Origin of the sequence: Thiorhodococcus mannitoliphagus (genome assembly GCF_010915725.1) — a bacterium.
Lineage (GTDB): Bacteria > Pseudomonadota > Gammaproteobacteria > Chromatiales > Chromatiaceae > Thiorhodococcus > Thiorhodococcus mannitoliphagus.
In genome coordinates, this window is sequence record NZ_JAAIJR010000131.1 from 1 (window position 1) to 14,217 (window position 14,217).

The following is a 14,217-nucleotide window of genomic DNA, read 5'->3' on the forward strand; positions in this document are numbered from 1 at the left end:
CGCTTCGCGTTCCACCCTACAAGGTGATGCCGTCGCGATGGCCGCAGTGATGATAAAGGCCGCCTTTCGGCATCTCGGATGAATGAACATTTCAAGGCCGGTAGGGCGGATGCCCGCAGGGCGATCCGCCAGCGATGCCAACCGCAACGCCGACGGTGGAACCGCTTCGCGTTCCACCCTACAAGGTGATGCCGTCGTGATGGCCGCAGTGATGATAAAGGCCGCCTTTCGGCATCTCGAATGGTCCTCCCTGCTTTTCGTGACGTCGGCCCGAGCAGCTCGGGTCGGTTCTTCGCTTCCGGGCCTGGGTGGAGAGCGTTCTAACACAATTAGTGGCTCAGAGAGTGAGCCTGTGGCGTCGCTCATTTTCCGATCTTCTATCGCGGGTTCGCCTCCCGGGGAATAGCGCGGCCTTTGTCATCGCTCAAGGGCAACATCCGGCACCCTTGCGGCGCCTTGCTCTTCTATGCGGGGTCTTGCGGAGACTAAGAGGAATTTCCTGTCGTTATCCCCATCTCGACGTTGAGCGCAGGAGTTTCATGAGCGCTGCGGTCCTTCGATTTCCAATCTGCAAGCAGGTGCCAAAGATGATCAGGTTTCTTGTTGCCGTCGCGCTCAGTGTCGTCGTGAGTGTCGCGCTCGCGGCGCAAGAGGAGGCGAAGCTGTCGCCCGGGCTGCAGAATCCGGGCTATCACGAGCAACCGGCGTGGTTCAAGGCATCCTTCTTGGATCTGCGTGAGGATGTGGCCGAGGCGGAAGCGGCCGGTAAGCGGCTGATGTTGTACTTCTATCAGGATGGCTGTCCCTACTGCGCCAAGCTGCTGCACGAGAGCTTTGGCGATCGCGCCATCGCCAGTTTGGCCCGTGAGCACTTCGAGGTCATCGCGATCAATCTGTGGGGCGACCGCGAGGTGACGGCGCTGGATGGCGAGGCGACGACCGAGAAGGCCTTTGCCAGTGCGCTTGGCGTGCAGTTCACCCCGACGTTGCTGCTGTTGGACGAGTCGGGCGATGTCGTGCTGCGCATCAACGGCTACTTTCCGCCGCATCGTTTTCAGGCGGCGCTGCGTTATGTCGCGGAGCGCTTGGAGTCGTCCGGTCAGGGCTTCAATGCGTTTGCCGCGGCAGGCGGCCTAGAGCAGGCTACGGGGCAACTGCACGAGGAGGGCGGGTTTTTGTCCAAGCCGTTGCGCTTGGCCGAGAATCGGGCCGAGTCGGAGCGCCCGCTGGTGGTGATGTTCGAGCAGCCCCTCTGCAAGGCCTGCGACGAGCTGCACCTGGACATCCTGCGGCGCGAGCCTGTCGCCGTCTCGCTCAGCGCGCTGGATGGCGCCGTGCTGAATGCCTTCTCGACCGAGAGGCTGCAGACGCCGGATGGCCGTACACTCGCTGCGCGCGACTGGGCCAAGGAGATGGGTATCGAGTACACCCCGAGTCTGGTCTTCTTCGACGCCGACGGAGCGGAGGTCTTCCGAACCGAGGGCTACCTCAAGGCCTTCCACATCCAGGGTGCCCTCGACTATGTTGCGACTGGCGCCTATCGCTGGCAGCCGAGTTTTCAGCGCTACCTCTCTGAGCGTCGCACGGCACTCGAGGCCCGCGGCATTCAGGTCGATCTAATGGAATAGCGCTTGTGCGGCAGGGATAGGTCGGTTGGGCCGAGGGATGAGGCCCAACAACCAGATCTCAGAGGCTGTCTGAAAAACTTCAAGGGGCGACTTTAGTCGCCCTTGGCACCGGCGGGAGGGCGAATGAATTCGCCCCTACAGCTCGGGCGATTGCAATATTCAGACAGCCTCTCAGGGCAGCGAGACCGGTGTGGGCGGGGTCCAACTCGGCGCACGATGCTCGGCGACCACGGTGGTGTAGATGCCGCCGCGCACGTTGAAGTCGGCTGTCAGACGCATGAAGCGCGGCTGCGTGGCCTCCACTAGGTCGCCGAGGATCTGGTTGGTCATCGCCTCATGGAAGCCGCCCTCGTCGCGGAAAGACCAGACGTACAGCTTCAGCGACTTCAGCTCCACACACTTCTGATCCGGCACATACTCGAGCATCAGCTCGGCAAAGTCCGGCTGTCCGGTCTTAGGACAGAGGCAGGTGAACTCGGGTACCCGGATGCGGATGGTGTAGTCACGCTGGGGCTCGGGGTTGGGAAAGATCTCGAGCGCTTTGCTCGGGACGCTAGACATCTTTGTCGACTCCTACGCTTGGGGGGTTCGGCACGCCTTTCTTGAGGCGCTAGTCTAAAGCGAGACAGCCTTGGACCGCCAATATCCTTGAAGCAGCTGGCAGCCGGGGACAGTCAGCCTAACGCGCATGCAGGCGTGATTGCGCTACCCCGGATCATGGAAGAGGCGCCGCAGCGGGGCGCCGCTCCCACCAGCAGAGCATGAAACCAAGGCGGTTGATCATCGTTTCGGCCAGTCGTCTTCCGGGTGGACAAGCGCAGCGCAGTCCACCAACGCCGACGCGGGATTCGGTGGACTTCAATGCGCTCGTCCACCCTACCGGCCCAACTGATGACCAAGGCCGCGAGCCTGCTCTGGTGCCGCTGTGCTAGTTGGTCAGTTCGCCCGCCGCGGCTTTGTCGCACAAGTCCGTCCAGTCTTGCTCGCTGATGTCCAAGTCCTGCCAGGCCTCTTCGCGATAGGCGTGCATTTGCGGCAGGCCATCCGTTCCCTGTGAGATTGCGATCAGGTAGTGAGCGAGCTTGGAGATGGCGATCAGTTGTGCGACGCGCGGGTCTTCGGCGTTGAGATGACCCGGGGTGTGATGATGACAGATCGCGACCGCGACGTGATCCGGTAGCTGCCAGTGGCGGGCGAGCAGGAAGCCGAGGATGTGGTGCTCGACGCCGAGGTTGCGCTTCTCGTAGGCGATCAGCTCGCTCGGCTCGCTGTGGCTGTTGAGGCTCCAGGCGGATCCGTAGTCGCGTGAGATGGATGCGAAGATGAGGCAGCCGACATCATGCATGATGCCGAAGAGATAGGCCTCGTCGTCGCTGATCCCCGGGACCACCTGCGAGACGCGGGCAATGAGCTGGGCCTCTTCCATGATGGATTCCCAGATGATGCGCGCGGTTCCTTGCTGCTCGGCGAGCATTTGGTCGATCGCTTCCGCGCTGACCAGGTTGCTCAAGCGTTTCAGTCCCATCAAGGAGGCGGCTTGCTGGACGCTGGCGACCTTGGTGCCGAGGTTGAAGGCCGAGGAGTTGATGGTCTTGAGCAAATGACCGGTGATGGCCAGGTCTTGGGCGATGAGATTCGCCGCTCTTGAGAGGTCTGGCTCGGCGCTGCTCACTTCTTGTTTAAGCGCCATCACCACATCCGGCATTTGCGGGATCTTGGCTTTTTTGGCAATCTCGAAGGCAGCTGTAAGCGATGACTTCGAGGGGTAGAGGGCGGCGTTGGATAGGCGTGCGAGGGCCCGAGGTGCGATCGACATGATGTGGCTGCCTCAGCTGCGTTTAATACTTGACTACTATACGCATGTGCCTCCAATGGCCAAGGTCGATTGCCCCAGACTGCGTGATCGGTCACAGCGTGCCGGGTGCGGACTTGCACCAGTCGCTCGTTTTTCGACTAGACCTCATCGAGCCTAGTCGGCAGATCGTCCAAGCTGTGACGCAAGGCTCAAAAGGACCCGGATCAAGCTCGGCCGTCAAGAGTAGGATGTTTAGTCAGGCGAGGTCTTGCGGCAGCCTGCAGTGCTGCCCGAGCGGAGGGAGACGATCGTTCAAGTGGTCGTGGGCCGGTCAATGCGAAATGCCGATACATTGCACCAGGTCGCGTGCTTGGCGCCAGCGCCACGCAACCACTGAACTGAATTCGCCGCGCCCCCAGGGGACCTTGTACCAAGATGCGCGGGCGGACAGCCCGCTGCGGCTGGCGCCGTCCGATCGGCACCTAGCGGGAGATGGTCATGTCTGGAGATGCTAGGAAGCCTTCAACCGATGAAATCCGCGCGCGTGCGCTCGAAGCGCTGCAACGCGGTTCCTTCGACATCCCTGATGCGATGCTGCAGGGCGTCGATGTCGAGGTTGCGGCCGTGGTCGAAAGCCTGCGTATCTACCAGGCCGAGCTGCAGATCCAGAACGAAGAGCTGCAGCGGGCGCAACGCGAGAATCAGCGTGCGCTCGAGCGTTTTGCGGCCTTCTTCAACACGCTTCCGGTCGCCGAGTTGGTCGTGGATGATCGTCGGCTGGTGGTGGAGGCCAACATGGCCGCCCAGGCGCTCTTCAATCTCAAGCACACGCATTTCCATCAGCACTATTTCGATCGTCTCATCCAGGAGGGCGATCGGGACGTCGTCATGTGCGCCTGGCGCGATTTGGAGGGGGGGCAAAGCGTACAGCTGAGCGATGTGCGATTCCGCGACGGGGCTGGCGACTGCTTCGTCGGCGATCTGCACATTGCGCCTCTGTTTTCGCCTGCTGGCGAGACGGATCAGTACGTCTGCGCGGTGGTCGATCGCACCGAAGCGGTCGAGCAGCGGCGTTCGCTCTTCGAGACGAGCGAGCGTCTGAGGGACAGTGAGTCCGATCTACAGGCTCGGCTTGCGGACTTGGGCTTGCTCTATGCGGTGCTGGATGAGACCAGTCAAGTCCAGCAGCCGATGGGGCAGGTCCTGCAGCGCATCCTCGCGCGCCTGGTTGCGGCATGTCGCTATCCCGCGCGGGTCGAGGCGGTCATCCGACTGCCGGAGGGAAGCTTTTCGACTGGGCCGGAAGATGCCTCGGCTTGGGCGCGGCGCTCCACCTGCAAGCTCGCCGATGGCCAGGCTGGTGAGCTTGCGGTCTTCTATCCTGAGCGCCCGGCCGATGACGGCGATGGCGAGGAGGCCCTGATCGACCAGTCGCTCCTGGACGCCATCGCCGCGCACATCAGCGTCTATGTCGATCGGCAGCGCGACGAAGCCCGGCTTCGCGAGACCCGTGAGCGCTATCGCATCCTAGCCGAGTACAGTCCGGACTGGGAGTATTGGCTGGGGGCTGAAGGACACTACCAATACGTCTCCCCGGCTTGCACCGAGATCACGGGCTACCGCGCGGCGGATTTCATGGCGGATCCGGACTTGCTGGTGCGACTCATCCATCCAGAGGACCGAGATCTCTGGTGCCGTCATCAAGCAGAAGTATCCGCGTCCGAGAATCCTGACGAGGCGAGGCTCGAGCTGCGTCTGCGCTCGAAAACTGGAGAACAGCGCTGGATCGAGCACCTATGCCGCCCGGTGACAAGTGCAGAGGGCGTGTTCCGCGGGCGCCGTGGCGTCTTTCGGGACATCACGGATCGCAGGCGCATGGAGGCGGAGTTGCGCAAGCTCTCGCTCGCCGTCGAGCAGAGCCCGGAGAGCATCATCATCACGGATCTCAACGGGACCATCGAGTACGTGAACGAGGCCTTTGAGACCGCAAGCGGTTTCTCGCGGGAGGAGGCGATCGGGCGCAATCCGAGCATGCTCAGATCCGGCCTGACGCCGGTGGAGACCTTCGAGTCGCTTTGGAAGACCATCACGCAGGGCGATGTTTGGCATGGGGATCTCGTCAACAAGCGCAAGAACGGCGATCTCTACCACGAGAGTTCGATCATCTCTCCGATCCGAGCGGCGGACGGCCGTGTTACCCATTTTGTCGCCGTCAAGCAAGACGTTACCGAGAAGAAACGCCTGGCCGAGGAACTGGAGCGTCATCGCAACCAACTGGAGGAGTTGGTCGAGTCACGGACCATCGAGCTGCGGCAGAAGACCAGGGCGCTTCAGGCCCTGATCGACAATCTGCCGCACATGTCTTGGCTGAAAGACAAGGACGGACACTTTCTCGCCGTCAACAGTGTCTTTGCGGAGAGTCACAATCTGAACTCGGAGGAGATGCTCGGTAAGACGGATCGGGAGGTACGGCCGCCCGATATTGCCGAGCGCCATCGTGCCGATGATGAAGCGGTGATCACCAGCGGGCGGCAGAAGACAATCGAGGAGTCTTTGCCGCAGTGGCCGGACGCACTCTTCGAGACCTTCAAGGCGCCCATCCTCGACGCCGATGGCAGCGTGCTCGGCACCGTTGGCTTTTCGCGCGACATCAGGCCGCAGCGCGACATGGAGGCCGAGCTGGCGCGTCGCGCCGAGCAGGCCGAGGCGGCTGCGCGCGCCAAGAGCGCCTTCCTTGCCAACATGAGCCATGAGATCCGCACGCCGATGAACGCCATCATCGGCCTGACGCACCTGGTGCGGCGCGAGACGGTCGGTTCGCGCAATCTCGATCGGCTGAGCAAGATCGACGGTGCCGCGCGGCACTTGCTCACCGTCATCAACGATATCTTGGACCTCTCCAAGATCGAGGCTGGGAAGCTTCAGCTCGAGACGAGTGATTTCGCGCTGGAGAGCCTCTTGGATCAGGTGCGCTCTTTGATTCAGGACGAGGCGCGTCTCAAGGGGCTGCAGGTGAAGCTGGAGATTGAGAGCGATCATCTCTGGCTGCGAGGTGATCTGACGCGGCTGCGGCAAGCGCTGCTGAATTATGCCGGCAACGCGGTCAAATTCACTGAGCAAGGCGCTGTGACCTTGAGGGCGAAGGTGGTCGGCGAGCGCGCGGGGCGGCTAAAGCTCCACTTCGAGGTTGAGGATACCGGCATCGGGGTTCCTGCCGACAGGCTATCTCGCCTCTTCGAGGCGTTTCAGCAGGCCGATGACTCCACCACGCGGCGCTTCGGCGGGACTGGCCTCGGCTTGGCGATCACGCGTCAGCTCGCCCAGATGATGGGTGGCGAGGCCGGTGCTGAGAGTGAGTTTGGGGTCGGTAGCCGGTTTTGGCTCACCGCCTGCTTGGAGCCGGGCGAGCCGATGCTTGCGGCTGTGGAGCTCGAGCAGACGGAGGCCGAGGCCGAGCTGCGGGCGCGTACGCGGGGCAGTAAGATCCTGCTTGTCGAAGACAACAGCATCAATCGTGATGTGGCCATTCAGCTCCTGAACGCGGTGGGTATCGTCGTCGAGAGCGCGGAGAATGGCCAGCAAGCCGTGGAGAAAGCGCAATCCGGCACGGAATACGCCCTCATCCTCATGGATATGCAGATGCCCGTCATGGACGGCCTGACCGCGACCCGTGCCATTCGCAACCTGCCCGATTGGCGGGATCGACCCATTCTTGCTTTGACGGCCAATGCCTTTGCTGACGATCGCCAAGCCTGTTTCGAGGCTGGGATGAACGACTTCGTTGTGAAGCCGGTCGAGCCGAGTGATCTCTACAGGGCCTTGCTGCGCTGGCTGCCCGAGTCGGCGCCCAGCGTTCCGTCTGAGGAACGGCCAAGTCCTCAGCGCACCCTTCTGGAGTCCAGCGAGCCCGAGCTTGCACTGTCCGAGGAGGCGCTCGTCGCAAAGCTTGAAGCCTTGCCAGGCGTCGATGTCGAGCGTGGGCTCGCCATGCTGGGCGGGCAGCGCAGCAAATATCTCTCTTTGATCAGCCGTTTCTTGAACTCGCACGGCGAGGACCCGCAGCGCATGTCGCAGGCCGTGGCCGCAGACGACGTCGAGACGGTGCGCCAGCTTGCCCATGCCCTGAAGGGTGTCGCGGGCACCTTGGGGGTCACGGCGGTTGCCGAAGCGGCGACAGCGCTCAACGCGGCGCTGCGCGATACGGACCGTCCAGATCGCGCAGCCTTGGCATCCATGGTCGCGAGGCTGGATAAAGACTTCATGCCGCTCAAGCACCTGCTTGCGCAACCACCCGAGGCCAAGCCCAGCGAAGCGGCCGATGTCTATGACCCCGAGCGTCTCGACCAGGTCTTGGACGAGCTGGCAGGTCTACTGGACCAAGACAATACCCGGTGCTTCGCCGTGGTCGAGGAGCATGGAGCGCAGTTGAGCGCTGGTCTCGGCGCTGACTACGCACTGCTTGAGGATCATATCGCCAGCTTCGACTTCGAGAGGGCACTGGCGTTGGTGTTGAAGGCGCGTGAGCGCATCATGTCCGACGATCGGCGCCAGGCCTAAGAGGCTGTCTGAAAAACCTCAAGGGGCGACTTTAGTCGCCCTTGGCACTGGCGGGAGGGCGAATGAATTCGCCCCTACAGCTCGGGCGATTACAATATTCAGACAGCCTCTAAGAGGCTGTCTGGAAATCATGGTCGAGACAAGGGGCGAATTCATTCGCCCTTGGTCCGGCGGTTGGGCGAATGAATTCGCTCCTTGTTTTCCAGACAGCTTCTGAAGCTGGCGATGGATCGGGCGGCGGCGTCCAGAGCCTCTTGCAGATCGTCGGGACCCACGCCGGGCTCGGTCGCGTCCTTAATCGACCGCTCGACGGCGGCGGCGATCCGCGCGACTTCGGTCAGGGCGAGCGAGTTCGCGGCGCCTTTGATCTTGTGTGCCAGCGTGGCCGCCTCGGAAGTGTCTCCACCCGCCAGCAAATCGGCGATTTCCTGTCCCGCCGAGCCAAGCGCCGTGACGAACTTGAGCAGGATTCGCCCATAGAGCGCGTCATCCCGGAAGGTGCGCCGGCCGCGCTCCAGGTCGAGAGCGAGCGCCCCTGGCTCGCCATCCCCGGCGCTCGCGGTCGGAATGGCCGGCCGCGCCCGAGACAGCCAGCTCACTAAGGTTGCATAGAGGGCGTCCGGATCGACCGGCTTGGTAAGGAAGTCGTTCATGCCGACGGCCAGGCAGCGCTCGCGGTCCTCGGCGAAGGCGTTAGCGGTCATGGCGAGGATGGGCACGTCCGCGCGGTCCGCAAGGGCGCGGATGGCGCGAGTCGCGGCCAGTCCGTCCATGCCCGGCATCTGCATGTCCATGAGGATGAGCGCATAGGTGTTGGCGCGGGCCATGGCGAGCGCCTCGGCGCCGTCGTTGGCGATGTCCACCACCAGCCCGACCGCGCTCAGGAGGCTCTTGCCGACTTCCTGATTGATGGCGTCGTCCTCCGCCAGAAGCACGCGCTTGCCGCGGTAGGTGTGTGACAAGGCACGTTCGGCGTCGGACTCGCCCGGACCGGCCTCGGGTCTCTGGGGCGGGGTGCCCGCGAAGACCTGACCGAGGACATCGTGGACCGCCGAAGGCGTGATCGGTTTGATCAGAATGTTGGCAAAGCCGGCCTCACGGGCCTCGGTGCGCAGCTCCGGATCGTCGAAGGCGGTCACCAGGAGCAGGCGGACGGGCGGCGGGGTCAGGCGCAGTGCGGCGATGCGCCGCGCGGTCTCGATGCCGTTCAGCCCAGGCATGCGCCAGTCCAGCACGATGAGGTCGAAGGGGGCGGCGCTGTCCGATAGCCGCTCCAGGGCGGCCTCGCCGGACGCCAGGGCGAGCGTTTCGATGCCGCAGCCGCGCAGCATCTTTGTCAGCACATCGCGTGCCTCGGGCTGATCGTCCACCACCAGCGCCCGCCGGCCTTCGAACCTGGAGACTTGGCGTGGACGCGGCGCCTCGACGGCGCCCTTCCCGAGGCAGGCGGTAAACCAGAAGGTGCTGCCCACCCCGAGCCGGCTCTCGACGCCCACGTCTCCGCCCATGAGGTCGGCGAGCCGCCGGTTGATGGCGAGCCCCAGGCCGGTGCCGCCGTAGCGGCGCGTGGTGGAGCTGTCGGCCTGCTCGAAGGACTGGAAGAGCCGCCTCAGGTGCTCGGACGCGATGCCGATGCCGGTGTCCTGGATCTCGAAGCGGATGAGCAGGTCCTCCGCCCGGTCCTCTTTCAGCCGCACCCGCAGACTGACCGCGCCCCGTTCGGTGAACTTGACGGCGTTGCCGAGGAAGTTCAGCAGGATCTGGGTCAAACGGGTCGGGTCTCCGCGCAAGCTCGGTCCCTCGGCCAGCACCGGATCCAGATCCACCACCAGCTCCAGTCCCTTCTCGTAGGCCTTCTCGCCGATCAGCGTGCAGACGCTCGACAGCACCTCGGGCAGGGCGAGGTCGGTCACTTCCAGGACCAGCTTCTGCTCCTCGATCTTGGCCAGGTCCAGGATGTCGTTGATGAGCTGGAGCAGATGACGGGAGGCTCCGGCGATTTTGCCGAGCCGAGCCTGCCGTCCGGTGTCGGCCTCCTCCTGCTGGAGTAGATAGGTGAGCCCCAGGATCGCGTTCATCGGGGTGCGGATCTCGTGGCTCATGTTGGCGAGGAAGGCACTCTTGGCGCGGTTGGCCTGCTCCGCGGTCTCTTTGGCGGCGGCCAGCTCGGCCTCCGCGCGGCGGCGCATGACGATCCGCCACAGGTCTTGGGCGATGAGCTGGAGTTCGTGCTCGTCGGACGCGTCGTAATGGGTTGGCTTGTTGCCGACACCAATGAGCGCCCTGACCCTGTCGCCCTCGACTACCGGCACGCCCAGATGGCGGCTCAAGTGGACGTGGCCCGCCGGATAGCCGCGACGATCAGCGAGGTTCTGATAATCGTTGTGGACGACGGGGCGGCGCCAGCGCGCTGCATCGGCCCAGACCCCGGCGGAGGAGAGCGGATAATGAGGGTCCTGAAGGGTCATGCACTGGGTCAAGGTGCCGGTGGACCAGGTATGGAGCTGGATGCTTTCCTGGTCTTCGTTGACGAAGTGCAGATAGCCGATCTCGCTGCCCGTTAGGTTGACCGCCTCGTCGATACCGCGCTGCAAGAGGGCATGCTCGTCCATGGTATCGGCCTGCTGGCTCATCTCGAACATCGCTTTGAGCCGCAGATCGCTGATCAGGAGCTGGCGGTTGGCGGTCTCCAGCTCGGCCGTGCGCTCGGCCACCAGCTCCTCCAGGTGATGGCGGTGCGCGTCGAGCTCGGCCGCGATGCGCTTGCGCTCGCTGATGTCTTGGAAGGTGCCGGCGAGGTAGCACTCGTCCTCGCCGTCGACCCGGCCGACACAGCGCAGCTCCGCCCAGAAGCGCTGGCCAGACGCCTTGACCATCTCGCATTCCAAGGCGAAGGGGGAGCCGGTTTCCCAGGACTCTTGAAGTCGCTGACGGATCAGCGGCAGGTACTCGGGCGCGTAGTACCTGAGCCCTTCTTCCAGCGTGATGGCTAGGCCGTCCAGGGGATGGCCAAGCAGGTGGCAAATCTCTTCGGTCCATATCAGCGTGCCGGTCATCGGATTGGCCTTCCAGCCCCCCAGACGGGCGATGGACTGGCTCTCGCGCAGGAACAGCATGGTCTCGCGCAAGATCTTCTCGGCGCGCCGCTGCTCGGTGACGTCGTACCAGATGGCCGCGAAATAGCGTCGACCCTGAATCTCGACGAGCCGATTCGAGGCGCGCACATGGCGGCTCTCGCCCGCTTTGCCGCGATGGGTGACCTCGAAGATGCCGCCACCCTGCTCGATCAGCGCGCGCGCCTGCTCCGCGACCTGCTCCCTGTCCCAAACGCCTGCAATCTGACTGAGCTTAATGTTCGCGAATTCCTCGCGCGTGTAGCCAAGCCCGCGACAGGCCGCCTCGTTAAACTCGGTGAAACGCAGCGTCTCGGCGTCGATCAGCACGATGCCGTCCGTCGCCTGATTGACGATGGCGCTGAAGATCTCCTCGCGCTCCTGCAGGGCGCGCTGCTGCGCCTTACGGTCGCTGATGTCGCGCGTGAGACTGATGAAGATTTCGCGGCCGCCGATGCGGGCGCCCCGGACGCTCACCTCGGCATCGTAGAGGCTGCCGTCCTTGCGTCGATGGCGGGTCTCGAAGGTGGCGTTGACGGCAAGCGGGTCGGCGAACCCGTGGCGGACGTCGGTCTCGCTGAGGTCCACATCGATGTCCCAGGATCGCAGGCCGATGGCCTCCTCCGGGGCATAGCCCAAGAGTTCGGCGAAGCGCGAATTGATCTCGATGGCTGCGTGGTTTTCGTCGAAGATGGCGATGCCATCGCGGGAGTTTTCGATGAGTGCGCGCCGCCATTCGGCCTCATTCGCCAGCGCCATCTGGCTGGCCTTTTCCGCCCCGATGTCGCGCCAGACGCCGACGAAATAGTCCCGGTCGCGCAGCCGCACGGCCTGGACACTGACCTGGACGTCCAGCAGAGTGCCGTCTTTCCGGCGATGCCTGCTGTCGAAGCGGACCATGCCCGTCGTGTTGAGCACCCGAGCCGCGCGCTCGCTAAAGACCGCCTCGTTTTGATCGCCCTGGATATCGACCAGGGACATCCCGAGAAGCTCCTCACGGGTGTAGCCCAAGAGGCGGCAGGCGGTGTCGTTGACCTCGACGAAGCGCAGCGTCTCGGCGTCCGTCAGCTCGATGCCGTCGCCCGCCTGGTTGAAGATGAGGCTGTAGATCTCCTCGCGCTCGCGCAACGCCTCCTGAGCCGTGCGTGCCGCCGTGATGTCACGCGCGACGCCGAGGACGCCGATCAGGCGTCCGTCGGCGGCTCGCATCGGCGCCTTGACGGTCTCGAACAGCCCGCGATAGCCGTCGGCGGCAAATTCCAGCCAATCTTCGTTGATACTTGGTTTGCCTGCCTCCGCCGCCGTGCGGTCATGGGCGCGAAAGAAATCCGCCACTTCGGCGGGAACGAAGTCGTAATCGGTCCGGCCGACGATCTCCCCCTCGGAGGCGCCGAAGAAACGCTCGAAGGCCGGGTTGCAGTTGAGGTAGACGCCGTCCGGATCCTTGAGCCAGACGAGATCGGGAATGGCGCTGATCAGTGTCGTGAGATGGGTGCGCACCCCTTCCAGGGCTTGTCGGGTCGTCTGTTGCTCGCTGATGTCGATCCCGATACCAATCAAATGGGGCTCGTTCCCAATGAAAATGCGCCGCGCGGCCATGCGGTAGAGGATCTGGCGACCGTCCGCCAGGAGCAGATTCGCCTCGACCACACCATCGCCTTGCTCCAAGGTGTGGAGCACCGCCTGCTGCACCCGGGCACGGTCTTCCTCCACGAAGAATTCCAAGGCACCCATCGCGGCGATCCGCTCATCGGGATAGCCGGTGACCGCGCCCAGATTGCTCCAGCGCAGCAAACGGCCCTGCGCATCGAACAGATAGAAGACGCCCGGCAGAACATCGATTAGCCCGGCCGAGAAGTGCCGCTCGTCGCGTAGGGCTTCCTGCTGTTGAACCTGCTCTGTGATGTCGCGCGACACCCCGATGATCGCCGGCCGGCCGTCCCAGTGCCCCATCACCACGCGGGTGTCCACCAGACGCCGCTCGCCATTCGCCTTCAGCAGTGGCAAGGGGCAGCTGTCGCGGCTCCCTGCCAGCATCTCGGCCACCACGCGCTTGGCCTCCGCGTGAACTTCGGGCGGGTGGACGGTCCACACCGGCTGGCCGAGCAGGCGATCGCCGTAGCCCAGTCCCGTCGCAACCGCCGGGTTGTAGTGGAGGATGCGGGCCTCCGTGTCGAGCACGAAGAGGTAATCGGTAATCGCCTCGAACAGCCCCGCGAGGTTCTGGCGCTGGCCGCTGGCCTCGACCTTGGCGAGTAAGTGCTCCAGCGCTTGGGTGAACTGACGGGCCAAGGTATCGAGCGTGGCGATGGTCGAGGCGTTGACTAGCCCAGGCCGCTTGCTGCCCAGATTCAGACAGGCGAGCGCCTGACCGCCGACGTGGATTGGCAGCACGACCACCGAAAGGATCCCCTCCTCGATCAGCGCGGCAACCTGGACCAGCGAGGCATCGGTGCAATGTGCCTGGTAGGGATGACAACTGCATTCCAAACGGCCGCGTCGGATGATCGCCGCCTGGGGGGAATCGGCGGGCAAGTGCTCGACCTCGGCGAAGAAGGCCTCGGAAAGCCCGCGCCTGACCACCAGCCGATAGCTGTCGTCCGGCTCGCGCCAGTAGAGGCCGCCCCCATCGAGTTCCGGAAGGCGCAGGGCGCTTTCCAGAATCGCCTCCAACAAGTGCTCCTGATCCAACCCGGTCGCGACGAGGGTGGAGAATTCATGCAGGGCATCCAGGCTCGGCGGCGGCTGTCGCGATGCCTCGTCGGGTCGTTCCTCGGAATCCAGTGAATCGATCGAAACGCTCATTGATGCTCAGGGGTATTCAGGTGAATCATCGCCGCAGCCTTGCTGCGCCGTGATCGTGGATGCGCAGGCTCCGAAGCCAGGTGCGGTGCGCAAACCCGCTTGGTCGATGATAGCGGCTCAAGTTTAAGCCGCTTCGCGATCAGAGTCCCCTGCGCGACAGGGAATCAGCGCATGAAGGTTCGCCCGGGCTTAGACGCTGTCTGGAAACTCCTAGGGAGGCTTCGCCTCAGACCGACGCGTCATGCCATCGGGATCGCTATCGGGATCGGAATCGCTATCGTCGGTTCGATCCCGATCCCGATCCCGATCCCGATCCCGA

At 63.8% G+C, this 14,217-nt stretch carries 5 protein-coding genes; 2 read left to right on the plus strand and 3 right to left on the minus strand.

Features of this window, described 5'->3' with window-relative positions:
* The first annotated feature begins 587 nt into the window (after positions 1 to 587).
* Entirely contained in the window at positions 588 to 1,628 is a 1,041-nt protein-coding gene (locus G3480_RS21515; protein WP_164655941.1) for a thioredoxin family protein, read from the plus strand.
* A gap of 171 nt (positions 1,629 to 1,799) precedes the next feature.
* Here G3480_RS21515 and queF read toward each other — a convergent pair whose 3' ends face one another.
* Positions 1,800 to 2,189, minus strand: coding sequence for a preQ(1) synthase (gene queF / locus G3480_RS21520; RefSeq protein ID WP_164655942.1), 390 nt, complete (start codon positions 2,187 to 2,189; stop codon positions 1,800 to 1,802).
* A gap of 367 nt (positions 2,190 to 2,556) precedes the next feature.
* Positions 2,557 to 3,444, minus strand: coding sequence for an HDOD domain-containing protein (locus G3480_RS21525; protein ID WP_164655943.1), 888 nt, complete (start codon positions 3,442 to 3,444; stop codon positions 2,557 to 2,559).
* Between the two features lie 477 nt (positions 3,445 to 3,921).
* Here G3480_RS21525 and G3480_RS21530 point away from each other — a divergent pair, with 477 nt between their 5' ends.
* The gene (locus G3480_RS21530) at positions 3,922 to 7,980 is read left to right on the plus strand and encodes a PAS domain S-box protein (protein WP_240905967.1); all 4,059 of its coding nucleotides are present in this window, start codon (positions 3,922 to 3,924) and stop codon (positions 7,978 to 7,980) included.
* A gap of 152 nt (positions 7,981 to 8,132) precedes the next feature.
* Here the strand turns inward: G3480_RS21530 and G3480_RS21535 are convergent, their stop codons facing one another.
* Positions 8,133 to 13,898: a PAS domain S-box protein gene (locus G3480_RS21535; RefSeq protein WP_164655945.1), complete on the minus strand. Its 5,766-nt coding sequence runs from the start codon at positions 13,896 to 13,898 to the stop codon at positions 8,133 to 8,135.
* Positions 13,899 to 14,217 lie beyond the last annotated feature (319 nt).

Bases quoted from the DNA above. Each gene is read 5' to 3' on its own strand.
- G3480_RS21515 (WP_164655941.1), top strand. From the start codon at position 588: ATGATCAGGTTTCTTGTTGCCGTCGCGCTCAGTGTCGTCGTGAGTGTC.
- queF (WP_164655942.1), bottom strand. From the start codon at position 2,189: ATGTCTAGCGTCCCGAGCAAAGCGCTCGAGATCTTTCCCAACCCCGAG.
- G3480_RS21525 (WP_164655943.1), bottom strand. From the start codon at position 3,444: ATGTCGATCGCACCTCGGGCCCTCGCACGCCTATCCAACGCCGCCCTC.
- G3480_RS21530 (WP_240905967.1), top strand. From the start codon at position 3,922: ATGTCTGGAGATGCTAGGAAGCCTTCAACCGATGAAATCCGCGCGCGT.
- G3480_RS21535 (WP_164655945.1), bottom strand. From the start codon at position 13,898: ATGAGCGTTTCGATCGATTCACTGGATTCCGAGGAACGACCCGACGAG.